We start from the raw sequence: 24,558 nt of genomic DNA, 5'->3' as shown, positions 1-24,558 counted from the left end.
CTCGTTTGTTTGCTCTGTTTTGCATTGCTCTGTTTTGCGCGTGACTTTAATGTTTAATTTTGCGTGATACTTAGGATTCTTACATAATTTACGCTTAATTTATGGCATTTAATCGTTGCATATGCATAAAGAAAAAATAAAATCACAGAATTTTGCACATTATTTACAAATTTAGCCTATTTTTAAGGTGTAAAAATAGGCTAAAAACGTTGATATATCAGCTCTCGCTGTATGGTGTCCGGAGCGGGAGTTGAACCCGCACGCCTGTAACAAATAGGCACTAGCACCTCAAGCTAGCGCGTCTACCATTCCGCCACCCGGACGTATTTTAGGCAACAGATAGAACTATAACACCTTTTTGTGAACTTTGCTTCGGCGTGTTGCAAATTATTTGATATTTTGAAGAATAATTTTAGTTGCATCTATATTCGGTTGAAAATCAATAATATTGACAGGTTTGTTATATATTTTATTTTGATTGTCAATAAAAGAATGCTGCGGAAGGATTGCGTTATTGTGATTAGGGTAGTCGAGCCTAGTGAAAGATCCGCGTGATTCGTGGCGATTTAACGAAGCGTAAAGTATTGCTTTAGAAAGAGTAATCATATTTTGTAATTCGTATATTGTTGTCATTTCTTGGTTGAATATGAGAGAAGTGTCGCGTGGTTTTAATTCTCTCGCGTTTTTTTCAATTTCGCTAATTGAATTTAATGCTTCAAGAATTGTTTTTTCACTACATCTAACAGCAATAGCATGTTCCATTACTTTCCCTAATTGTGTGAATAAGGCATAAGGATTACTTTCTGTGCTTTGTTCTGTGTTTTCTACTGTGTTATTTATTGTTTTATCTTTTGTTTCGCTAAGCATATGACGAATTATATTTGCTCGCTTAAATGTAAGATTTTTAAGTACTTCATTAGATGATTTATTTATTTCATGAGTATTTTCAGTATTTTCAGTATTTTCAGTTTCAAAATTTATATTATTTAGCTCATTGTTTGTTTGCGTGTTTGTTTGTAAGTAGTTGTCAGTTGAGTTGTCACTAGAGTTGTAACTAGAGTTGTCGTTTAAGCTGTCAGTCGTGTTGTTTTGCAAGTTATTTTTAGAGTCAATTTGTGAAGTTTTTATTGAATTTGCTATTGATATTCCAGCTTTCGTTCCAAAAAGACAAGCTTCTAGTAAAGAATTTCCTCCAAGTCTATTCGCTCCATGCACTCCAACGCATGAGCATTCTCCAGATGCATATAATCCTTGTATAACTGATTTTTGATTTCCATCCCACTTATATACTTCTCCGTTTAAGCTAATCGGGATTCCTCCCATAGTGTAATGTGCTGTTGGCTTTATTGGTATGAAATCATGAGATGGATCGTAATTGCCGTATTTTTCTATTGTTTCAAGAACTTGCGGTAAAACTTCTTTCATATGATCTTTTTGTATATTCGTCATATCTAGCCATACGCAATCTTTTGATAAGTTATCGCTATGAGTATCTTCTACGCCTCTGCCTGCATCTATTTCTGAAATAATCGCTCTGCTTACTACATCTCTTGGTGCTAAGTCTGAGTGTATGGAATCGTAATTTTTCATGAATGCTTCATTTTTAGAATTGCGTAATATTCCTCCTTCGGATCTAGCTGCTTCAGAAATCAATATTCCTGTGTGAGATAATCCTGTTGGATGGAATTGTATGAATTCGCAATCTTCTAGTTGTAATCCGGCTTTTAGTGCTAAAGCCATTCCATCGCCTGTTAAATCCCATGAATTTGATGTTGTACTAAAAAGTCTTCCTGCTCCGCCAGTTGCAATCAATAATGATTTAGTAGATATAGATAGAATGTTGCCATTTGATTCATTGTATGCAACAATGCCTTCAACTCTATTTGACTCGTGATTTATTGCAATATCCGTTACATAGCATTCTTCTGCAAAATTAATATTTTCAGCTACGCATTGTTGCCATAGACTATACAATATTTGATGTCCTATTCTATCTGCAGCATATGCTGCACGACGAATCGGTTTTTGACCGAATTTAGAAGTGTGTCCGCCAAAATTTCGTTGAGCTATGTGTCCATCGTTTGTGCGGCTAAAAGCAACTCCATAGTGTTCCAGTTGTATAACTGTTTTTGATGCTTCTTTTGCTAGTATTTTTGCAGCATCTTGGTCACTAAGCCAATCTCCTCCGTGAACAGTATCGTAATAATGCCATTGCCAATAGTCTTGATCAATATTGCTTAAACTTGCAGCTATTCCGCCTTCTGCAGATCCTGTATGTGCTCTTAAAGCTTGTAATTTAGATATAACAAGTACAGATGGTTTTTTGCCATTTTCTGTTAGTTTTTTATATGAATCTGACTTTACTATTCCAATAGCTGCAGAAAGTCCTGCTGCTCCTGATCCAATAATCACAACATCGCATTGCAATGATTTAATATTTGGATATGAACTTTTATTTGTAGTTGATTGTTCGCTAAGAGTTGATGGCATAGTTCTATTTTCTCACAATATTGAATTATTTATAGCAAAATATTCTAGATTTAACGTCAGGATTTCTTTGTTAGTATTAAGCTATCGTTGTATCTTTTAATAAAACCATTTATTTCGAGCATAGTTATTATTCCAGAAAATTCTGCAATAGATGGCATTGAGTTTAGAATTGCTGTTGAGTCTGGCATAGCTGTTGAGTCTTGCTGTGTTGGGTCTGGCTGGGTTGAGTCTTGCATAGCTGTTGAGTCTGGCTGTGTTTCAATTTCAGAATCTGTTGTTGATTTACTTTTCTCAAATCTATTTTCTTTTCCTTTTATTATTTCTAAAGTTGTGTTGTATATTGCATCCATATTTGCAATCATGTGACGTTTTTTGCATAGTTTGATTGCGTGCAAAATATAATTTTGTAAATTATTATTTATAGATTCTTCAAAATAGTTTTCTTCATTGTTTTTTGTTTCTTTCTTGAAATTAGATTCACAATTATTTATCAATTCGCTATTGCAAGACTTTGTGTGGTTGTTTGTGTGGCTGTTTGTGTCGTTATTGATTTTCTCATGCGAGTTACTGTTTGTATCATTGCTACTGTCATAGCGGTATTTTGCCTTAAAAGTCTTATTTTTAATTGAATCTTCTAGTTTTGCTTTATGCTTATTGGGGTATATAGATTCAATATCTCCAAAAGAACATATCATGATGGCTTTTCCATCGCTAATTAGCTCATTGCATCCTGTGTTATGTGGACTAGTAATATCTCCAGGTATTGCATATAGTTCACGATTTAGATTTGTTGCCCAGCAAGCAGTGTTAAGTGCACCAGATCTAATTCGAGCTTGAGCTACTATAACTTTAGAAGCGAGTGCTGCAATAATGCGATTTCTTATTAAAAATCTTCTAGCAATCGGTGTTGTATTTGGGCATAATTCGCTTATACATGCTCCACCATTTGTGATTATTTTTTCAAAAAGATTTGCATTAGAGCTAGGACCAATATTATTTAGTCCTCCTGCAAATACAGCAATTGTTGATCCAGAAGTAGTTGATTGTGATTCGCAAACTTCGCGTGATTCTAATGAGCCCCAATGTGCTGCTGCATCGATTCCCATAGCTCCTCCAGATATTACTGTATGACCTCTTAATGAGCTTTCATATGCTAATCTTCTTGCTATTTCATGTCCATAATCATCGCATCCTCTTGATCCAACGATTGCTATAGGTTGATTGCATTGTATTAAAGCTCCAGGGTTTCCTAATCCCCATAAGCATAGTGGTGGAGCCCATCTTCCGTGTAGCGCCAAGTCTTGAAGTTGAATTGGCCAATAAGAGCTGCTTGGAGAAATAATCCATTGAGTTTTGTTCATTGTAAACCATGAAGTTAGTTTCTGAATATTCCATGATGGTAAATGACTTAATCTCATACACCATTTTATAATTGAGCGATGTAAAGTTGATAAGCATTTAGTATTGTTGTATCCCCATGATGAAAGTCCTTGTAAAAAGTATTGTTCTAAAACATTAGTATGAGGATTGCTTTCAATTATCTTAATAAATTCTTTATTTGAGTTTTTATCTGTAGAAGAATCGTAATTTTTACATATTTGTGTTTCGTGTTTATATATCTTTGATTCATCATTGTTTATATTCTGTTCGCTATTTTCTAAGCTTGTATTGGATTTCGTTATTTGAGTTTCATCCAGTATAAGTTTCAATTGTTTATTGTCGTTTTTATGTGTAGATTCATATTTTTCGCATAAAATTGCTGTAATCATACGTAATTTTTGTACTATTGCGTAAGCGTTTGGTGCTCCAAGTATTAAAGCATACATAATTGCATCTGCTCCATCTAAGCAGAATGTCAATATTGCTCTTGATAACGTTTCTGCGTCAATTTCATAAAGATCATTTGAACTTGATTCTTTTACTTCGCTTAAATTATCTGTTTGACTATTATTATTTTGTTTAACGCAAAAATTGTTTCCATTTAATGATTCTTTTGTAGTATTTTCTGTTTTTTGCACCCTTGTGCGTAAATTATTTATTTTATAAGTGTTCATATTTTTTCCTTGTTTTTAAATGTATTGTTGTAGATACCTTTGCTGTATCATCCAGTTTGCATCTACATGTTTGTGTCTAGCAGAAACGCTATCGATGACGACTGTTTTTGCATGTTTTGTTTTGGCTGTTTTCTATGTTTCAGCTGTCGTATGTTTCCGCTGTTTTGTTTTACTTATATCCTTGTTCTTAAGCTAATTGCTTGAGCCATATCTGTTACGTCAGGCGAAACGTGACCTGCAATATCTGCAAGAGTCCATGCAAGTCTTAATGCTCTATCTGCTCCTCGTAAACTCAATTGATGTTTTTCTAGAGCGTTATTTACAAGCATTAAAGCATGTTTTGAAGTATATTTTCTTAGCCATGTACCAGAAGCTTGTGCGTTGCAATTCCAGCCTTGTTTGACGAATCTAACTTGTGCTATTCGTCTAGCTGTTGTAACATTTTTCCGCATCATTGCACTAGTTAGTATAGGCTTTCCATTGTAGAGAGCATTATTGTTTAAGTTATTTTGTTTTATATAACTTTGCTGTTCTAATTTATTAGTTTCATAATTATTTTTCTCATTATTGCTTAAATTAGAATTGTCAACGTTTGATCTTATATCGCGCGTATTTTGTGGAATTATTATTCTTTCAACTGGTGGCACATCCATTTGAATATCAATTCGATCTAAAATTGGTCCTGAAAGCCTAGAAAAATAGCGTATTCTGTCTTTCTCTTTGCACGTGCATCTTTCGCCGTTTCCATATGCATATCCACAAGGGCAAGGATTTGCTGCAATTATAAGTTGGAATTTTGCAGGATAAAAAGTAGTTCCTTTAGATCTCGATACTGCTATGAATCCAGATTCCAAAGGTTCTCGCAATGTTTGTAAAACTCGTGGTGAAAATTCTGGTGCTTCATCCATGAAAAGAACTCCACAATGTGCGCGTGTAATAATTCCAGGTTTTGCGATTCCTGTTCCTCCTCCTATAAGAGAAGCAGATGAAGAAGTGTGGTGAGGTGCTTCGAAAGGCGGTATGTCACTAATTCCGTAATATGGTAAAGTTCCGCATAAAGATCTTATAGATGCTACTTCTAGCTGCTCTTTTTCATTAAGAGGGCACATTATTCCAGGCATGCGTGAAGCGAGCATAGTTTTTCCAGATCCTGGAGGTCCAATCATCATAACATGATGTCCTCCTGCTGCTGCAACTTGCAAAGCCCATTTTGTGTGTTCTTGTCCAAGAACTTCAGACATATCTCCAATAGAGTGTTGTATATCTGATTCTAAAATTGATTTTTGCGCTGATGTGTGTTTTTGCTCAGCTTTTTTCTGATTTTCAGTATCATTTTTATTGCTATAGTCGAAATTATTACTATTATTTTCGCCTCTATTGAAATTTTTGTTGCAGCGCTCGCTTACTTGTATGTGCTCATATGAAGAGTTTCCAGTTGCTTGTAATGCGCGTTCTCTGTTTAATTGTGCATATTTTCTATTCTTAGAATCAAGTTTTCCATGAAGTTCATCAACTAAATCAAGAATATGTTTTATTCCAATTGCATCGATGCCGTCTACTAAATTAGCTTCATCAAGATTTGCTTGTGGGATAATCATCCTTTTTATTCCCATTTCTTGAGCAAATAAAGATATTGGTAGTAATCCGTTAATTGGAAGAACTGTTCCATCTAAGTTAAGTTCTCCTAAAATAACAGTATTGTCTAAAGATTGTAGAGGAATAATACCTTTAGCGCTTAAAATGCTTGATGCAATTGCTAAATCATATGAAGATCCGCTTTTAGGCATAGAAGCTGGTGAAAGATTGACTGTTATTCGTGATTCCGGCCAATCGCAATGCAATGATTGATAAGCTGATTTTACTCTTTCTCTTGCTTCGCTAAGTGAAGTATCTGGTAATCCAATAATAGAAAAAGCTGGAAGACCTGGAGATATGAATGATTGTATTTGTATTGTAAATGCTTTAAGACCTATAAGACCTACAGATAACGCGTTTCCGATCGTCATTAGAATGCTCCTTGAACGTGTTTGAATTGAATATTTTCTTCTATTGATTCATTGTTTTCGTAAAATTTCTTTTCGTTAGTTGTGCTTGTGTTTTTACTAGTTGTGCTTGTGTTTTCGCTGGTTGTGCTTGTGTTTTCGCTTATAACAGCGTTTTCTTTTATAATTTTTGTGTTATTTGCATTGTTGTTCACGTTTTTCGTTGCAATTGTTATAGATATTGCATCGAATCTTGTGATGTAGTGGCAAATTTTTGAGCCATTTTCTTGTAACCATTTCATAGCAGTTTTGCGCGTTTTTACACATTTTTTATAAGTTATTGCTTCCATTGGTGTTCCGCATTTAATGCTTCTTCTGGTTTTTACTTCTACAAAAACTAATATTTTTTGAGGAGTTATCATCACAATATCTAATTCGCCAAATCGGCAATGCCAGTTTCGATCTAGAAGTATCCATCCTTTTTGCATAAGTTTTAATGTTGCGTATGATTCTCCTAGAGCGCCAATTTTCTTGCTATCTTTTTCTTCGCACATAGATTTTGCTGTGTGCGAGAGTTGGTTTGAAATATACTTTTCCCAATTGTCGAGTTCATAGTTTGCTGAGTTGCTAGCATAATATGATTCGCAATCTGTGTTTGTTTCATAATCGTAATGTGTTTCTTCCATGTTGTTATTTCATCAATGAAAATCGAAGAAATCCAGTTTTTTGAATCTATGTGGTCAGAAGTTCTTTAACGGCGTGTTGTGTTTAAAATCAATAATTAAAACTTCAAATCATACTTAAGTTTGAGTTAAATTTTTTTATTTAATAAATTTCAATCTTTAGAACGATATCAATTCATAATAATTTACTTTAAGTTTGATTATTAGCAATAGGTTTACTATGCAATCAATTAAATCTATAAAGGAGCTGGAATGGATAGTGAATATGGACAAAATTCATATGCGAATAATACGTATGAATTTGGAATTGATGCAAAAGATAATAGATTTACTTCAAATAATATTGATTCGGAGCTAATTGGTGAAACAGCAGTTGCAGCTTTGCATGTTGTAAAAGATTTCGGAAAGGGTGCAGGTATTGTTCACGCTTTGCGCGATGTAAGCGTTAGCTTTGAGCGTGGTAAATTTACTGCAATTATGGGCCCGTCTGGCTCTGGTAAATCAACTTTAATGCATGCTTTAGCTGGTCTTGACAGCGTTAATTTCGGAAAAGTTTTAGTTGATGGCTTAGATATTACAACCATGAATGACAAACAGCTTACGCTTATGCGTCGTGAAATGGTTGGTTTTATTTTCCAAAGTTTTAATCTTCTTCCAATGTTTGACGCTGAGCAAAATATTCTTATGCCTCTTACTTTGGCAGGCAAAAAGCCAGATAAGCAATGGTTTAACACTTTGGTTTTAACTCTTGGCTTGCAAGATCGTTTAAAGCACAGGCCTGCTGAGCTTTCTGGTGGTCAGCGTCAGAGAGTTGCAATTGCTAGAGCTTTGATTTCTAAGCCTTCCGTAGTTTTTGCAGACGAGCCTACTGGTAATCTCGATTCTGCTTCTAGTTCAGAAGTTTTGCGTTTCTTGAAGAAGTCTGTAACTGAGTTTGGTCAAACTGTGATTATGGTTACGCATGATGCAGTTGCAGCGTCTTATGCAGATCGAGCAATCGTATTTGCAGATGGTCAAATCGTTGAAGACGTGCAAAATCCTACTGCACAAGGCATGAGCAAGATGCTTATGGAGCGAAGTGAAGAGCCTAGCGTATACGTAAATTCTGATGCATCTTCTAATTCTTATAATTCTGCTCAATTGCAATAACAAGGTGGTGAAGTTAGAATGTGGAAAATTGCACTAAAACTTATGCGTAAAAGCGTACGCATGCTAATCGCCTCTGGAATTGCAATTCTTATAGGCAGCATGTTTATGAGCGCTACTTTGCTTTTTGCAAATAGTGTTGACGACTTGGTTGTTCGCAATGCAACAGAAGAATTTGGTAGTGCAAATTATGCAATCTCATTTAAAAATCCTAACAGTTCTCCAAGTAGTGAAATTCATTACAAAGACCTTCATCTAGATGAAATATCGAAGATGCCTGGTGTTAATGGCATTCGCAGTGATGACGCGACTGCGCTTGTAAAAGTAGAAAAAGGTGATAAATCAGTTACGAGTATTGCTTGGTCTAGTGGTTTGTATGGAAATCTTCCTGTTTATAAATCAACAGAAGGTAGGGATCCGCAAAAAATAGGCGAAATTACGCTTATTAAAAGTATTGCTAAATCAATACATGCAAACGTTGGCGATACTATAACTTTGGTTAAAGTAGATGACACTGGCGGAGATAAAGAAAAATCGTACGATGTTCGTGTGGTTGGTCTTGTAGACGATGGAGAACATTCTCAAATACCAACTTCATATCGCGGTACGTATCTTGGTGGCGTAACGAATGATTTTTGTGCAAAACTCAATAATCTTAAGAATTTTGACAATCAAGTTGTGCAAAGCAAAGTATACATGAGTATTGATGAATCTAAAATAAACGATTTATCTCATAAGATTAACGCTTTGCTTCCAGAGCAATTCTCACTTATGTCTAGGCATGAAGTTGGTGTAAGAGCTGTTCGAAATATTTCCAACGGCACTAATTTTATAACTATGTTCCTTATGTCGTTTGGTGTTTTAGCTCTGCTGGTTTCTTCTCTTGTTATTGCAAACACGTTCCAAGTATTAGTTGCACAGCGTAGGAGAACTCTTGCACTTTTGCGCGTGATTGGCGCACAATCGCATCAGCTTTATGCAGCAGTTTTACTTGAAGCTGCAATACTTGGAGTTATTTCTGCTTCTATTGGCGTGCTTTGTGCAATTGGATTTATGGGCGCAATTAGTAACGTGAATATTAATTCTGGACCATTATCTAAGATTCCTTTGATTGTTTCACTTCCTGCGATTGTATGGCCAATAGTAATTGGCGCAATTGTAACAGTTCTTGCTTCTATGAGTGCTGCTCGTTCTGCTACAAAAGTAACTCCGATGGAAGCGTTGCGTCCAATGGATTTGATTAAAGATAAGCGAGCAAGTATTCTTCGTGCTGTTTTCGGAGTGATATTTATTGTTGCTGGTATTTTAGCTACAGCTTTAAGTATTAATATTTTAGCAAGCATGCTTGCTGGGAGGTCAGTTAATGCTGGTTCGAACTCTTGGATGACTTTGCTTGGAGCGATTTTTGGATGCTCGCTTGTGTTCATTGGTATTGTTATTACTGCAACATTCTGGATGCCGTTTGCTATGAGAGCAACTGGCGCAGTTATGGCACTTTGTGGGCCTTCATCTAAAGTTGCTAACGCAAACGTACAGCGAAATCCTAGAAGAGTTGCAGCGACTGGAACTGCTTTGCTTATTGGTGTAACGCTTGTTTCAACAGTTGTAACTGGCGCAATTTGCGGTAAAGCAACTCTTAAAGGTGTTGTTGACGATCGTTACAGTGTTGACATTATTGTTCAAGGTAAGAATGTTGATGAGTCTTTAGCTGCTGACATTTCAAAGATTAGTGGAATAAAGCATACTGAGTTGCTTCCTGCAGTTCCTATGACTTTTAAGAATGCTAAAGGTGAAACTGAATACACTCTGGTAGCTGGAGTTGATAATGTAGATCAACTTCGAAATGTAATGCACACTGATCTCGATGGCGTTAATATAAACAAGGATTCTGTGCTTTTACCTAAGCCTGATGAAGGTGAAGAACCTTTTGATCTTAAAAAGGGAAGTCTTAATTTGCAAGCTTACGTAGAAAAGTACAATTCTAATGACGATAATAATGATAATTTTACGCCATTTACTGGCATGAATACGGATTCTAGTAACAATAATAAGAGTATTACTGTAAAGCAAGTTCAGTTTAAGAAGTATCGAAATGTTTCAGTAGATTCAAACAATACTTCTTTTGTTAGCAAATCTTACTTCAATAACTACCTTAAGCCTACAACGCATATTCTGCTCATTTCGCTGAATTCTAGAAATGCGAATCTTATAGATATTGTTAAAAATATTCGAAATGTTACATCTAACTATGCGGAAGTTATGTCTACAGGAAGCGTGTTTGAGCGAGCGATGTGGGAGAGTGCTATTGATACAATGATGATGCTTCTCGTTGGCTTAATAGCAGTAGCTGTTGTGATTGCTTTAATAGGCGTTGCAAACACGCTAAGCTTGTCTGTTATTGAGCGAACTAAAGAATCTGCAACTTTGCGTGCAATAGGCATGACAAGGGGACAGGTTAGGAGATCTCTTGCGATGGAAGCAACATTGATTTCACTAACAAGCACTGTTTCTGGCTTGATTGTTGGAACAGTGTTTGGATGGATTGGATCCTACATGGTGTTTAGCGTAATTGGCAAAGTTCCGTTTGTAATTGATTGGACTATTTACGCGGTTCTCGCTCTAATTGCTTTGTTTGCAGCGCTTCTTTCCAGTGTGCTTCCAGCTCGTAGAGCAGTTAAGTCTTCGCCTGTTGTTGCTCTTGCAGACGAATAGTATTTACAGTAATTAAAGGGTTATAGGCATCTTGGTCTATAACCCTTTAATTATGCATATTTTTAACTAAATGATATTACTTTATTCAGCAGCTGCTGCAGCGGAATAAACAATGTATACAATAATTAAATAAAATATGTGCAATGAAAAATATTAAGTAATTTCTCATAGTGGCTGAAAATTTTATGTAGCTAAAACGTTTAAAGTAGTGCTGACATGTTTAATCACATGTTGGCATTATTTTTTTCTGTTAAGATTTCGACACGCAGAGTGTAAGCGGTTTTAATTTGTAAAAAAGTAAGTATTGTTTACGAATAACATTCAACATAGTGTATATTTATCCACTGTATAATCAAGTTTTTCAGTATATTCTTGAATTTGTTATGTTTAATATACGTAATCAATTTGTTAACAGGAAATATTCCGTATCTTTTGACTTGTTTTTGTATTTATTACTTTGTTATGCTCAGATTGACTGCTGACATAAGTTAGACATGAAGGCCGCTACGAGCAAGGAGTAGAAAATATGGTAACGGTCAATAAAAAATCTGCCGCAGTAATCGCAGGATTGTTGTTGTCTTTGCAAAGTCCAATGCCAGCATGGGCTAAAGATGCAGCGAACGAAGTAAAAGATAATACTCTTACGGTATCAGAGACGACTGTTAATGCGTCTACTGAAAATAAATTATTGCAAGTTGAGCATAACATTGAAGAATTAAAGTCCAAAATTGATGAGCAAACTAAAAATCTTGAAGATGTAGTCAATAAATTAAATAAGACTATAGAGGAAATTCAGACTCTAACAAAAGGTATTGCACAAAGACAAAAAGAACTTGATGGAATAAAGAAAGTTATTGGAACTGATTTAGCTCAAGCACAAGCTGCTATAAAAGATCTTAAGAAGCAAAAGCAGCGAAAAGAAGCAGAACTTAAAAATCTTGAAATTCAAAAAGAACAGTCTAAAGATAATTATGAAAAATCAAAAAATGAATTAGATTCTCTTATTTCTCTTGAGAGTGAAGAATCTTCTAAGAAAGATTCATACGAGAAAATATATAAAAACTATGAGAATAAGATGCAGGTTCTTAATTCAGACATTAAAGTTCTTTCTGAAGAAATAGAAAAGGATAGAGCTGCTCTGCTAAAACTTATTGCTAAAGTAGATGAAGCTTCGAAATCATTGGATGATGCAGAGCATCAAGATAATGCAGATTATGATAAATTGCGTTCTGATCTTGAAAATGCTGAAAAAGAGTTTAATTCTTTAAATCAGGAAATTGGTGTAAAGAAGCTTAAGCTTAGCGATATGAATTCTACTTTGAATCAGCTTGAGCCTAAGTTTAATGAAGCTGTAAAGTCGTTCGAAGAGCAATCTAAGCAGCTTGAAAGTATTAAGCAAGATTTAGAAATTGCAAAACAAGATACAGAAGATAAGCTTAAAGATTTGAATGATAAGACTAGTTCTATTGAAAACATTAAAGAAGAGCTTTCTGCAATAGAAGTAGATATCAACAGTTATGAGCTTTCTTATAATGAATCTGAAAGAAATAAAAAGATTGATGGTTTGCAAACAAATATTGCTGTACTTAAAGATCTTCTAAAAAATTTACAAACTCAAAAAGAAAACGGTGAAACAGCAAAGAATAATTTAGAAGATACTTTGAAGGATCTTAAGAATCAGCATAGTCTTGCATTAGCTGAACTTGAAGCTTTGAAAGCTTACAAAGCGGAAAATAAGAAGAAGAGCTCTGAAAGTGGCTCTACTTCATCTGTTCCTAAAAGAAATAATTCTGATTCTCAAACACAATCTAATGAATCTGAAAGAAGAATTGCTCCTAATAATCCGCAATCTTCTGTAAATTCAAAAGATAATTCTGATTCTTCGGGAGCGCCTTCTAAAAAGCATTCTGGAACTTCTTCTGAAACTCCTTCCGAAGCGCCTTCAAGTGAAACTAAAGAAACTTCTTCTAATCGTGTTAATAAAGTAGAAGAATCTGTTAAAGTAGTTAGCAAATCTAAAGAAGAAAAACCGGTTAAAGCAGCAGTAGTTCGTGTGTCTAAATCTTCGAGTAAATCGAATGATTCAGCAAGTAAAGCTCAATCGCATACGAATACTAATTCGAACAATTCTTCTAAAAATGGTAATTCTTCTGACTCTCAGGTTCCAGAATCAAATGCTAAAGAAGTTGAAAGCACTGAAGGAAGTGAAGAAGTTAAAGAAAAAGAGCCTGTTGCTAGAGATAAATCGCATACTGAAGCAAGCTCTGTAAGAGAGAATAAGGTTGCTGAAAATATAATTTTGGCTGTTGTAGCTATTGTTGCTTTTGCAGGTATTGCAGCTACTGGTGTTACTGTTATGCGTCATCGACGTAAGTAATAAGTACAGCAGAATCGAAATATTATGTAGCTTCTTTAAGCTTATATCACAGTTTGTGACTAGAAAGAGGTTGAAATTGCATAGTGCATTTCAACCTCTTTTGAATTTAGTAATATGTATTCTTATCTAATAGATAATGATAAAAGAATTGAGTTTTGAATGTTGCATTATTACTAAAACTATTGAGCAGATATGAAGATAAGTAAGATAAGTAAGATACACGCTTAAAAAATACTTATAAATAAGTTTTATAATAAATCGTAAAATTAAACTTATTGCAAGAATAAGATTAAAAGTATAAATTTAATGTTTAATTAAATTATTTTCGTATGCATAAACAACTGCTTGAACTCGATCTCTAGCATTTATTTTAGATAGAATATGCGCTACGTGTGTTTTAACTGTTGGTAGTCCAATGAATAATTTGCTTGCAATTTCTTGATTCGATAATCCGTGTGCAAGTTCTATTAAAACTTCTAATTCGCGATCAGTTAATTCTGATACTTTAGTATTCGTTATATTTTGTGAATTTTTATCGTTATTATTTGAATAATTGCTTGAATTATGTTCCATCATATTTTCAATCAAGCGTTTAGTTGCACTAGGTGCAATAATTGCATTTCCTTGATAAACAGTTCTTATTGAATTAAGTAATGTTTCTGGTTCTGTATCTTTAAGTAAAAATCCTGATGCTCCAGCATGAATTGCAGCCATAACATATTCGTCAAGATCAAAAGTTGTTAGAATAATAATTCGAGTATTTACGCTTATTTTTTGTTGCAAAATCTTACGAGTTGCTTCTAAGCCATCCATGCTTGGCATTCTAACATCCATTAAAATAATATCTGGTTTCTCAATTTCTGAAAGCTTAACCATTTGCTCGCCGCTGTTAGCTTGAGCTACAACGCGCATATCTTTTTGTGAGTTGATTACCATTGCAAAGCCAGCGCGTACTAGCTCTTGATCATCTGCGATTGCTATGCGAATTATTCCAATGTTTTCCATAATTTAATAGTATCAAGTTATTGTTGCTTATTTTCAATACTGTGTTGAATTTGTTCATCAATAGAAGATGCAGGATGTAATACTAGTTTATTGTTTTTTGAATTGTGAACATTTGTATTTTTATTTATTGCTTCATCGCTAGAGCCGGTTTCTCGTAAAATTCCAAGCAAATTTCGCATATATTTAAGAGCTGAGCGACCTTCGCTACCAATATTTTTGAATGCTTTTTCAATATCTTCTTTTTGTTGATCTATGTCATTTGAAGGTTGCAAATTGTTGTTCTCTATATTTGTGTTGTTGTTTGTGTTGTTAGCTTCGTTGTTGTCTTCGTTGTTGTTTTCGTTATCTTCTGTATTCTCGTTGTTTTTTGCTTTTTCGTATTCGTTTAGCATTGAAATTCCATTATTTGCAGCGTTTATAACTCTGTGCAATGTAACAGAAACTTCTTGTTGAATATTTGCGCTAATACGTTGTCTTTCTGCGTTAGCAATAAGAGTTTGTAATTGTTGTTGTTCTTTTTCTAATTCAATTTTTCTAGTTTTAAGAAGTAACAAGTTATTATTGTCATTTCGCTTATAGTATGCAAAAGCAATCACAATAAATAAAACTATAGAAAGTAAAAATCCTATAATAAGTCCAATTGCTATAATTTGCGTGAAATCATAAAAATTGGAAATATTATACTTAGAATCGAAAAATTGGAACAGAGTTACGTTCATTGTAAATTTTCGCGAAGAAATAGCAGTTTTTATGCCGAAAATAGTGCATTCAACAAGAGTGGCTGCGCTAACCCATTTCCATGTGTTCTTTTTCCCATATAGAACTGATGCATAGATAATAGCAGGCACAGTTAAGTTTGCATAAATAATATTTTGTAAGAAAATCAATTGTAATGCAGAACAAATTGAAACAATTATAGCGCATGCTGTTGGAGCTTTTCGCCGAAACATCATAGGAACTATAGTTGTTAGTGTAAATACTCTATACATTATATTAACGAAAATTGTATTGCAATTATCGTAAGGTACTGTATTTCCTAGAATTGAATCGTATGTTGGAATTATAAGGAAAAGTATGAGCCATGGAGAGTAACAAATAATATCTCCTATAAGCCAGTGTTGTTGCATCCATTGAGATATTTTTTCAATATTATTTTCTGATCTAACTTTTTTACTATTAAATCCTTTTCCTGTATCTTTTATATTTTTTATATTTTGCTCACTATTTTCTATTAAAGTTTGTGTTTCATTTTTATTAGTATTTTCTATATTGATAGGATTTGTTTTTAAGTTTGAACTAGTTGCTTCAATTCGTGAGCTTGAGTGTTTTATTTCTGATATTCTATTACCTAATAATTTTAGTGTAGCTTTATCGTTTTGATAAGAATATGGTATGAAAGCAATAATATTAAATGATCCATCTTCTAGTTTTCCGGAAGTTAATTTACCGTTTATGCGCTCAAGTCGTTCTTTCATTCCGATTAAGCCATATCCGTGTTTTGTTTTTGAGTTGATATTTTGAGAAGATTCTGATCCATTTTTATTTATTTCATTGTTAATTATTAAAGTTAAGCCTTTAAGATCCCATTGTTCATGAATTTTAACTCTAACGCTATCTCCAGCATGCTTTCGTATATTACTAAGTGCTTCTTGTATAACTCTATAAGCTACGGCTTGCGCTTGTGAATCAAGCATGTTTGAAGAGTTTTTCCCATCGACAGTATGCCAAAAAATATTATTTGGAGATGCAACTCTAGCTTGCTCAATAAGTGAAGATATTTCAGAGTAATTATCTTCATGTGAAGAAGTTTCGCTTAATGCTTTTAGCATTTTCTTCATATCGTTAATTGCTCGTTCTGCTTCATTTTTAATTATGATCATAGTTTTTTTGGCAAGAGGAATATCGTGTGATGCAGCGTATCTTCCGCCATCTGATTGCACTATGATAATCGAAAGCGTATGTGCAACTATATCATGCATCTCTCTAGCAATTCTTGCACGCTCAGAAGTGACGGTAATATGTTGCCAGTGTTTGCGATTAGCTAAAATAGTTGCATTATTTTCTTGCAAAAGTTTAATAAAATGCAAGCTTGAGCGTTGCCAATAACCAATAATAACTGTGATAGTAGTTGCTATAATTGCAAAAATTACTGAAGGTAGCGCGAAATTCAAAATAATTGATGTGCACACAGCTGGATGGTTTGCTGAAGGATTATAAATTTTGCAAGCGTATATTATTCCTTTACTTGCTTTTCCTGAAAATGATCCTATTACTATTGACCAAGATATTGAAATAGCAGACAAAATAGTAGTTATATAAGCACTAATAACAAATGCTCTAGAATGTTCAGGTTTTCCTCTTGAAATAACGTTAGAAAGTAAAATAAATCCTAGAAAATCATCAAAAAGTAGAGATGGTCCTAAAAGCAAGTGGATTATGCAAACGCAAATAAAGATAATAGCTACTTGGCTTGGCCATATTTTACGCACGCATATCAGTGATGCAATAACAATTCTAACTATTATGACAGTTACTATACTTCCTTGTGTTATAAGACCATCAATTCTATTCCAAGGATATTTAAACATTGTAAAAGATATAAAAATAATGAATATACTACCAATCAAATCTTTTATTGTTATTTCATTTCTTAAGCGATTCATTGCATTTCGTAGTGCATGCTGTATATTCATATCTACTAGGCTAATGCATAGTTCTTTATAGAACAATCGAACTTTAGTATGATTTGCGATTTTTAGCATTTTTGATTTTGTGTTTTTGTTGAATGATTTCGTATATTCGCATGATTTCGTATATTCGCATGATTTTGTGTTTTATTCTAATAGAGTAAAATATAGTAAATTCGTAGTTAATTTCACATTGATAGATTATTTGTTAGTAGAATATGTCTTATAGTTATCTATAGTTTCGCTTAAGAATTTTGTGTAGAAAGGCGAGTTGTCATGACTTTATTAACACATTATTACGTACCGGGGTTATACGTAGAAGAACGTGCTATAGATGTGCCTCTTGATTGGGAAGGAAATACTCCAGGAGATCAAGTTAAAGGTGAAACAATTCGTCTATTTTGTAGAGTTATTACTTCTCCGCAGCACGCGCATGACGATTTGCCGTTGCTTGTGTTCTTGCAAGGAGGACCTGGTGGGCAGTGCCCTCGTCCTCTTTCACCTTCTAGTGATGGTTGGATTGAAGAAGCTGTTAAATATTTTAGAATAGTTTTGCCTGATCAGCGTGGAGTTGGTCGCTCTTCTAGAGTTGATGCTTCAACTATGAAACGTATGGCTGCTGACGGTGTTAGTGTTGAACATCAAGCTTGGTATTTGAAGCGTTTCTTAGCTGATTCTATTGTTCGTGATTTTGAGCATTTGCGTATTAGTGAATTTGATGCTAAGCCTTGGGTTTCATTAGGGCAAAGTTATGGTGGATTCTTAACTCTTACTTATCTATCGCTATTCCCACAAGGTCTAATCGCTAGTTTCACAACTGGCGGTATTCCTCATGTTCCAGCTAATGCTCGCGAAGTATATGAACATACATTCCCTCGTATGGCCACAAAAACAGAGCAATTCTATGAGAGATATCCGCAAGATGTTGCTAGAGTTGCTGCTATTGCAGATAGAATTTCGCAAGGAGATGTAGTTCTTCCTAATGGTGAAAATCTTACTGTTGAAAGATTACAAACCTTAGGCTCGTCTTTTGGTATGAAACCGAGTTTTGAGAGAATTCATTGGGTGCTCGATTCTGCTTTTTCTGATGCAGATGGTTCTCTTAAAGCATTTAAACATAGTGGTGGTTCTATCAGTGGTTCTCTAAGTGATGAATTCCTGTATTCAATCATGGATGAAACTTCTTCTAGTCCTCTTTATTGGCCTCTTCAGGAGTTTATTTACGCTGATGGTGAATTAGATAATCCTATTCGTTGGGCAGCTCAACAAGTTCGCGACTCTATGCCTGAATTTTCTTGTTCTGCTCGTCCTCTTCTTTTTACTGGGGAAGCTGTATTCCCTTGGATGTTTGATCAAGAACTTGCGTTAAGTCCGTTTAAGCCTGCTGTTGATAGTATGATGGAAGATAAAAAATTTGGAAAGATTTATGATGAGGAACAATTATCTAATAATGAAGTTCCTCTGCAAGCAGCTGTTTATTTCGATGATTTGTATGTTGATTCTGGATTGCAATTAGATACGTTGTCGCGTATATCTAATTCACATTATTGGACTACAAATGAATTTGAGCATGATGGTGTTCATGGTTCTAAAGTATTTCGTCATTTGTTAGATGAAGCTAGAGATAGGGGAGATTTACAAGCTTTATATAAGTAAGCTAATGATTTATTATAATAATCTATTATTAGTAATCTTGAATAGTGATTTAGATTCGCAGTTCATGTATTGTAAATAATCATGCGTGAAAATAGGAAAATTGGTCAAATTTAGATGGGATTTTATTGGAAATGAGTTCTGATTTCGTTGCAACAGTAGGATTTATTGGATATGGAAATATGGCGCAAGCAATTGCAAAAGGACTAACTAAGTCTGGTGTTAATGCTTCAAATATTGTTGCATGTGCTGCACATTATGAGAAATTAGAACGTAATTGTTCTTTGCTTGGCATACGCCCTATGCATAGCGCTTTAGAAGTATGCCAAGTAAGTGATGTGATTATTATTGCAATAAAGCCTCATCTGATTGAGTCTGTGCTCTTGCCTCTTTCTGATTTGATTGTTAAACGCGGCATTGCAATAATCTCAGTTGCTGCTGGTTGGAATTTAGAGCGTTATAAAGAAGTTCTTGGGAATGCTGCAAATGTTCAATGCATTATTCCTAATACACCTATTGCTGTTTGCAATGGAGTAACTTTAGCTGAATCTACAAATAGTCTAACGAAAGAGCAAATAAAAATGTTTAATGCTCTTTTTGAACCTATATCTCTAATAGAGTATGTTGATGCAAAAGATATGAATATTGCTATGTGTGTTTCTAGTTGTGCTCCTGCTTTTACGTCAATGTATATGGAAGCGTTAGCAGATGCAGGCGTAAAGTACGGATTGAAACGTGATTGTGCTTATCGTCTAGCAGCTAAAATGATTGAAGGAGTTGGAGCATTGTATATGGATTCTAGAATGCATCCAGGAGAGATGAAAGATTCTGTATGTTCTCCAGGAGGAACCACTATTCGTGGTGTTGCAGAATTAGAATCTCGTGGTTTTAGAGGAGATGTGATTGCTGCTATAGATGCTATTGAAAAAAATAAATAGTCGAATTGTAAAGTAAATTAGTATTAGTAAATTAGTATTAGTGTCGTGCTTTCCGCGCGCAGGTCTAGACTAGGTGAATATGTCTTTAACAATAGGAATTGTTGGTTTGCCTAATGTTGGCAAGTCCACTATGTTTAATGCTTTAACTCGCAATAATGTATTAGCAGAAAATTATCCATTTGCAACTATTGAGCCGAATACTGGTATTGTTCCATTACCTGATCATCGTTTACCAGTATTAGCTAAATTAGTTCATACTGAAAAAATCGTGCCAGCAACAGTTACTTTCGTAGATATTGCAGGTATTGTTAAAGGTGCATCTGAAGGTGAAGGTTTAGGAAACAAGTTCCTTGCAAATATTCGTGAAGCAGACGCAATTTGTGAAGTTGTTCGTGCGTTTAACGATGACGATATTGTTCATGTAAACGGCAAAGTTGATCCTGCAGACGATATTGAAACTATAAACACTGAGCTTATTCTTGCAGATATGCAAACTATTGATAATGCATTGCCAAAGCTAGAAAAAGATTTACGCGGAAAGAAAGTAACTCAAGAGTATGTTGATGCTGTAAATCTTGCTAAAAAGATTCTTGCTTCTGGAAAGACAATTGATCAGGCTCATAACGAAAAGCTTATTGATAAAAACGATGTGTATGATTTGCATTTGCTAACTGCTAAGCCGTTTATTTACGTGTTCAATGTTGATGATTCTGAGCTTTGCGATGAAGATTTAAAGTCTAAACTTTCAGCTTCTGTTGCCCCTGCTAAAGCAATATTCTTGAATGCTCAATTTGAGTCTGAGCTTACTGAACTTGATGAGACTGATGCTCGTGAAATGCTAGAAGATGCTGGTTTGAAAGAATCAGGTTTAGATCAGCTTGCGCGAGTTGGATTTGATATTTTAGGACTTCAAACTTACTTAACTGCGGGTGTTAAGGAAGTTCACGCTTGGCAAATTCATAAAGGCTGGACTGCTCCTAAAGCTGCTGGAGTTATTCACACTGATTTTGAGCGTGGATTTATTAAAGCAGAAGTTGTATCTTACAATGACTTTGTAGAAGCTAATGGTTCTATGCCTAAAATCAAGGAAGAAGGAAAGCTTCGTCTTGAAGGTCGCGACTATGTGATGCAAGATGGCGATATAGTTGAGTTTAAGTTTAATGTGTGATTCTGTATTATTGATGGAGATGTTATGCGAGTGTTTAGTGCCGTGATTAACGATATAAAGAAGTTTTCTAATACGATGAAGAGTTTTTTTGATTCGTGGGCTCATGGAACTATGTTGCATCGTTTTATTGGCTTAATCATTATTATTGTTTTAGTTATTGACTATTTAGAATATGTTGATTATTCAATAAAAAGTGTTGCTTCTGTTAATAGTAAAATTTACAGTGTTTCCAATAAGAAGAAACATAATATAATTAAGCTCAAAAAACGCAATACTGTGCCATCTCCAGTTAAAAATTCTAAAAAAGATGCTGCTGAAAAAAAGAATCCTGACGACATCTGGAAGAATCCTACTGGAGGAGCGTATCCTGATATTAAAAATTTAGATAAAAAGAATATTTATTTGAAAGTAGATACAAGTTCACAAACTGTTACTGTATACAATGGTAGTGAAGTGCTTTACACTATGATTGCAAGTACTGGAATCGGTAATTTAACTCCTAAAGGTACTTATAAGATTACTGATCGAGGAACTCATTTTTATAATCCTAAAGAGCGTTTAGGTGGAGATTATTGGGTTGGGTTCAAACAGTCCAAATACTTGTTCCATACTGTTCCAACTGGTCGCAGATTTGGTACTTATATTAAATCAGAAGCTCGTAAATTAGGTCACAAAGCTTCTAATGGTTGTGTGCGATTAAGCGTTCCAGATGCTAAATGGATTTATGTAAACATTCCACAAGGCGTGAAAGTGAAAATTATCTAAAATTTCATAAAATATACGATGCTGTTATTTAATAGCATCAACTAATTACATGAGAGTTTAGATACGGAAACTATGCGCGCAAAACATTATGCGTTCGTTCAAGAGGTTTAAGTTAGCTCTGTGATGTTCGCAAAATTCATTATTTTTTCTTTGAGTTGTTCGTTATTTTAATCTTTTTTGTGACCATTTTGTAATGTTTTAATCATTTCTAATAGTTGCTTAGGATTTGTTTCTGGAAGGTAAGAGCTTGTAACAGCAAGTGATATTTGAGCGAGTTTCGCTGAATCTTGATAACAAATGTATACAGGATTTGCGTCTGGTTGGAATTTCTTTTTGAAGAAGTATAAAGATTTAAATCCGTATGCTGGTTCTAAAATGTCTGAAACCATAGTTAAAGCATGATTTATAATATTGCTTTCATTGGAGTTTTCTTGTATATCTTTATCTATATCTTTATCTTTATCTATATCTTTATCCTCAATATCTTCCATACCAGCTAGAGGAGCAGCAGATAGGCTCATAAATTTTACAGCTGATTCTGTGTGTTCTAATCCTTCATCTCGTAGTCTTTCAGCCATTCTAGCTATGAGGAATTCCATAATTCCGTTAGGGCTATCTGTGCGATGTCTCATAAAATCAAGAGTCCAACCAATTATCTTATTGTGCTGATATGAAGGCATCCAACTTGTTATTCCTAAAACTCTGTTATGTAAATCTATTGCGTAAAGAAGAATAACTCTAGAATCTTGTAATTCTTCAATTCCGCCAAGAGTAAATTTCATTTCTGGTAATGCTTTAAGTTCTGCCCATTCTTCAGAAATTTCAACAATCTGTCGTTTGATATCATCTTGCGCTTCATCAAAAGTACTCATTATATCTGTAATGCCTTCGCGCTTAGCTTTATTTATTGCAGTGCGAATATCTTGCCATTTTTTACCACGAGTTTGCCAACTATTTGGATTAATAATCATTTCAGTTCCGACTTTTATAGAAGAAAACCCTAATTCTTCTAAAATCTTACGTTGACTTTCATGTACAGCATAAAAAACAGGTGCCAACGAATTTTTTTCGCAAAATTGTATAAATCCTTTTATGCTTTGTCTATATTCGCTTTGTTCTCCAAAAGGACCTGTAAGAGTTAAAGCAATACCGTATTTAACGCGATAAGCTATTGCTGAATTTTCACTAGGAGAAAACCAGTAATGATTTCCTTGCCAAGTGGTCATGAAACTCATTGTTTCTCCGCCACATTCTACTAGTTTACTTGCTTTATTGCGATCTTCTTCATTTAGAGAAATAATAGTTCTAAACCATTTTACGCAAACAAATACTACTGCTGCCCAGAAAATCACGCCTATACTTTGCATAACTAGTGATATAAGCGTGCTTTTAGGTATAAGCATTATTCTTGTTCTACTTGCGAATCCCATTGGCATCCATCGCCCTGGTAAATCTAGTATTAAGTTATATAAATTAGCTGTAGGATGGAATTTTTGAGGCAATAGTAATCCTATTGAAATGTATGCTATTGAAGTAAATAGTAATGTTAAAAATATGATTGTAAGACCTATTATTACTTGACGTTTATCTGTGTGAATTGAGAAGTGTTTAATGTTTGAAACTAATAAAATAACAATAATAATAGGTGGAAAAGCTGTTAGTGCAAACGCAACTGCAGAAGCATTATGACCTGTATTAGGAGTGTTTTGCATAGATGCAATTAAAGGCAAAATAGTAAAGTATGTTGTTGCAAAAATTGCTGTGATAGTATTAACTGCGATTGCTGTCCATGCTGCAAGTCGTCTTCCACGTAGTAGTCCCCAAGCTATTAAAAGCATTGCAACCATTGGTAAGGCAGCGCGAATCCATAATCCTCCATAAGCTGTGTGATGTAATCCTACATGTAGTAAGCAGCTTGCAGAAGTTGAATTACTCATGCATCTTGTAAGCCAAGATTTTCCTCCTAATTCTGGAGACATGAACAATCCTAGCATTGTTAAAATTCCAGCATGAGAACGAGATGAAAGAGCTAATATTGGTCCTATTGCCATAACTACTTGTGATATTGCAAATAACCTTCGTACTTCGTAGTCTGTTCCTTGCCACCATTGTCTTTGTTTTTTTGTTTGTGAAGATTTATCTCTATGAGATCTTAATAAGAGTTTCCCTATTATTTGACCTGTAATAGCTGCTATAAGTGTGCAATAATCTCCTGGATTACCGCTATATAACAGCATTGCGAATGTTATTGTGTATCCAACTACCAGCATTCTTCTTCGAAGAAGTAAAGATTGGTAGTATGCTGCAGCCATAAAGATTCCTACAAATAATGTAAATGGTGAAAGTCTAATTGGAATACGTCTGATCCAACCCAAATTGCTAATAAGCGTTGAAAGTGCGCCTATGAGTGTTAATCCAAATATTATTCCTGAACATGTGCTGATAAGAGAAATACTTATCATGCGTATTTTTTTCATGTGAGTTTCTGCTAAACCAATCAAAATGATTGAAAGTGCAGCGTTAATCATAAGTGAAGATATGCTGTTGACATAAACAAGTGTTTTTAATAATTGTGATAAAAATACAGGAATATTATTGTGACCAAAGAATAATGCGTTTGTAATTTTTGGTTTTCTGTATACAAATAATTTAGACAAAGTTGTATCTGTTCCATTAGCGTACAAGTGAGAGATCGTTGTGAAAATCCAATTGACTATGTTAATAATAATCAAGGTTGCTGCTGTGTACGTTGCAAGAATGCGTCCGCGAATCCAAGACATTATGTCTTTAAAAATTACGCGCATGTGATTGTTGTGTGCGTTTTGTTTCTGTGTTTTAGATTGTATTTTTTGATAAGTGTTTGTATCTCTAGTTGTTTGTTGATCTAGAATTGCTTGG

The 24,558-nt window shown here is 34.4% G+C and carries 13 protein-coding genes, 1 tRNA gene and 2 pseudogenes; 7 read left to right on the top strand and 9 right to left on the bottom strand.

The window, feature by feature from the left end; genetic code table 11:
- Positions 1 to 232: 232 nt before the first annotated feature.
- The 6 genes and pseudogenes from HMPREF3230_RS01775 to HMPREF3230_RS06170 all read right to left on the bottom strand — a co-directional run bounded on the left by HMPREF3230_RS01775 (position 233) and on the right by HMPREF3230_RS06170 (position 7,212).
- A tRNA-Leu gene (locus tag HMPREF3230_RS01775) sits at positions 233 to 323 on the bottom strand.
- Between the two features lie 64 nt (positions 324 to 387).
- A complete protein-coding gene (locus tag HMPREF3230_RS01770) occupies positions 388 to 2,490 on the bottom strand; it encodes an FAD-binding protein (RefSeq protein ID WP_075523259.1) in 2,103 nt (700 codons plus the stop codon).
- A 56-nt stretch (positions 2,491 to 2,546) separates the two neighbouring features.
- Complete coding sequence (locus tag HMPREF3230_RS01765) at positions 2,547 to 4,544, bottom strand: DNA-processing protein DprA (RefSeq protein ID WP_082266228.1); 1,998 nt, start codon at positions 4,542 to 4,544, stop codon at positions 2,547 to 2,549.
- Positions 4,545 to 4,717: 173 nt separating this feature from the next.
- Positions 4,718 to 5,017, bottom strand: a pseudogene (locus tag HMPREF3230_RS06700) (ATP-binding protein); the annotation flags it as partial.
- Between the two features lie 150 nt (positions 5,018 to 5,167).
- Positions 5,168 to 6,550: pseudogene (locus HMPREF3230_RS01760) on the bottom strand (YifB family Mg chelatase-like AAA ATPase); the annotation flags it as partial.
- Positions 6,550 to 7,212 (bottom strand): YraN family protein, encoded by a 663-nt coding sequence (locus HMPREF3230_RS06170; RefSeq protein WP_082266227.1) that lies wholly within the window; start codon positions 7,210 to 7,212, stop codon positions 6,550 to 6,552. The gene HMPREF3230_RS06170 and the pseudogene HMPREF3230_RS01760, both read right to left, overlap by 1 nt.
- Positions 7,213 to 7,461: 249 nt before the next feature.
- Between HMPREF3230_RS06170 and HMPREF3230_RS01750 the strand changes: the two genes are divergently transcribed.
- From HMPREF3230_RS01750 to HMPREF3230_RS01740, 3 genes are all read left to right on the top strand, one after another.
- Entirely contained in the window at positions 7,462 to 8,358 is an 897-nt protein-coding gene (locus HMPREF3230_RS01750; protein WP_230955892.1) for an ABC transporter ATP-binding protein, read from the top strand.
- Between the two features lie 18 nt (positions 8,359 to 8,376).
- Positions 8,377 to 11,067 carry an ABC transporter permease gene (locus HMPREF3230_RS01745; RefSeq protein ID WP_075523257.1) on the top strand — a complete coding sequence of 897 codons (2,691 nt, stop codon included), beginning with the start codon at positions 8,377 to 8,379 and terminating at the stop codon, positions 11,065 to 11,067.
- A gap of 526 nt (positions 11,068 to 11,593) precedes the next feature.
- Positions 11,594 to 13,444, top strand: a complete 1,851-nt coding sequence (locus tag HMPREF3230_RS01740; protein WP_075523256.1) for a coiled-coil domain-containing protein — start codon at positions 11,594 to 11,596, stop codon at positions 13,442 to 13,444.
- 303 nt (positions 13,445 to 13,747) lie between these two features.
- On the opposite strand, the gene HMPREF3230_RS01735 is transcribed toward HMPREF3230_RS01740, so the two are convergent.
- Positions 13,748 to 14,449, bottom strand: coding sequence for a response regulator (locus HMPREF3230_RS01735; protein ID WP_075523255.1), 702 nt, complete (start codon positions 14,447 to 14,449; stop codon positions 13,748 to 13,750).
- Positions 14,450 to 14,466: 17 nt separating this feature from the next.
- Positions 14,467 to 17,142, bottom strand: coding sequence for a sensor histidine kinase (locus HMPREF3230_RS01730; RefSeq protein ID WP_075523254.1), 2,676 nt, complete (start codon positions 17,140 to 17,142; stop codon positions 14,467 to 14,469).
- Between the two features lie 270 nt (positions 17,143 to 17,412).
- Between HMPREF3230_RS01730 and HMPREF3230_RS01725 the strand changes: the two genes are divergently transcribed.
- The 4 genes from HMPREF3230_RS01725 to HMPREF3230_RS01710 all read left to right on the top strand — a co-directional run bounded on the left by HMPREF3230_RS01725 (position 17,413) and on the right by HMPREF3230_RS01710 (position 21,660).
- Positions 17,413 to 18,792: an alpha/beta fold hydrolase gene (locus HMPREF3230_RS01725; protein ID WP_075523253.1), complete on the top strand. Its 1,380-nt coding sequence runs from the start codon at positions 17,413 to 17,415 to the stop codon at positions 18,790 to 18,792.
- A gap of 131 nt (positions 18,793 to 18,923) precedes the next feature.
- Positions 18,924 to 19,727, top strand: a complete 804-nt coding sequence (proC, locus tag HMPREF3230_RS01720; protein WP_075523252.1) for a pyrroline-5-carboxylate reductase — start codon at positions 18,924 to 18,926, stop codon at positions 19,725 to 19,727.
- Between the two features lie 79 nt (positions 19,728 to 19,806).
- A complete protein-coding gene (ychF, locus tag HMPREF3230_RS01715) occupies positions 19,807 to 20,895 on the top strand; it encodes a redox-regulated ATPase YchF (RefSeq protein WP_075523251.1) in 1,089 nt (362 codons plus the stop codon).
- 24 nt (positions 20,896 to 20,919) lie between these two features.
- On the top strand, positions 20,920 to 21,660 hold the full coding sequence (locus HMPREF3230_RS01710) for a L,D-transpeptidase (RefSeq protein ID WP_075523250.1): 741 nt from the start codon (positions 20,920 to 20,922) through the stop codon (positions 21,658 to 21,660).
- A 167-nt stretch (positions 21,661 to 21,827) separates the two neighbouring features.
- Here HMPREF3230_RS01710 and HMPREF3230_RS01705 read toward each other — a convergent pair whose 3' ends face one another.
- Positions 21,828 to 24,464, bottom strand: coding sequence for a bifunctional lysylphosphatidylglycerol flippase/synthetase MprF (locus HMPREF3230_RS01705; protein WP_075523290.1), 2,637 nt, complete (start codon positions 24,462 to 24,464; stop codon positions 21,828 to 21,830).
- Between the last annotated feature and the right edge of the window lie 94 nt (positions 24,465 to 24,558).

Source organism: Gardnerella vaginalis (genome assembly GCF_001563665.1).
GTDB classification, from domain to species: Bacteria; Actinomycetota; Actinomycetes; order Actinomycetales; family Bifidobacteriaceae; genus Bifidobacterium; species Bifidobacterium vaginale_A.
Note: the sequence above shows the minus strand (reverse complement) of the source record. Positions and strands in the feature narration are given on the sequence as shown.

Bases quoted from the DNA above. Each gene is read 5' to 3' on its own strand.
- HMPREF3230_RS01770 (WP_075523259.1), bottom strand. From the start codon at position 2,490: ATGCCATCAACTCTTAGCGAACAATCAACTACAAATAAAAGTTCATAT.
- HMPREF3230_RS01765 (WP_082266228.1), bottom strand. From the start codon at position 4,544: ATGAACACTTATAAAATAAATAATTTACGCACAAGGGTGCAAAAAACA.
- HMPREF3230_RS06170 (WP_082266227.1), bottom strand. From the start codon at position 7,212: ATGGAAGAAACACATTACGATTATGAAACAAACACAGATTGCGAATCA.
- HMPREF3230_RS01750 (WP_230955892.1), top strand. From the start codon at position 7,462: ATGGATAGTGAATATGGACAAAATTCATATGCGAATAATACGTATGAA.
- HMPREF3230_RS01745 (WP_075523257.1), top strand. From the start codon at position 8,377: ATGTGGAAAATTGCACTAAAACTTATGCGTAAAAGCGTACGCATGCTA.
- HMPREF3230_RS01740 (WP_075523256.1), top strand. From the start codon at position 11,594: ATGGTAACGGTCAATAAAAAATCTGCCGCAGTAATCGCAGGATTGTTG.
- HMPREF3230_RS01735 (WP_075523255.1), bottom strand. From the start codon at position 14,449: ATGGAAAACATTGGAATAATTCGCATAGCAATCGCAGATGATCAAGAG.
- HMPREF3230_RS01730 (WP_075523254.1), bottom strand. From the start codon at position 17,142: ATGAATATACAGCATGCACTACGAAATGCAATGAATCGCTTAAGAAAT.
- HMPREF3230_RS01725 (WP_075523253.1), top strand. From the start codon at position 17,413: ATGACTTTATTAACACATTATTACGTACCGGGGTTATACGTAGAAGAA.
- proC (WP_075523252.1), top strand. From the start codon at position 18,924: ATGAGTTCTGATTTCGTTGCAACAGTAGGATTTATTGGATATGGAAAT.
- ychF (WP_075523251.1), top strand. From the start codon at position 19,807: ATGTCTTTAACAATAGGAATTGTTGGTTTGCCTAATGTTGGCAAGTCC.
- HMPREF3230_RS01710 (WP_075523250.1), top strand. From the start codon at position 20,920: ATGCGAGTGTTTAGTGCCGTGATTAACGATATAAAGAAGTTTTCTAAT.
- HMPREF3230_RS01705 (WP_075523290.1), bottom strand. From the start codon at position 24,464: ATGCGCGTAATTTTTAAAGACATAATGTCTTGGATTCGCGGACGCATT.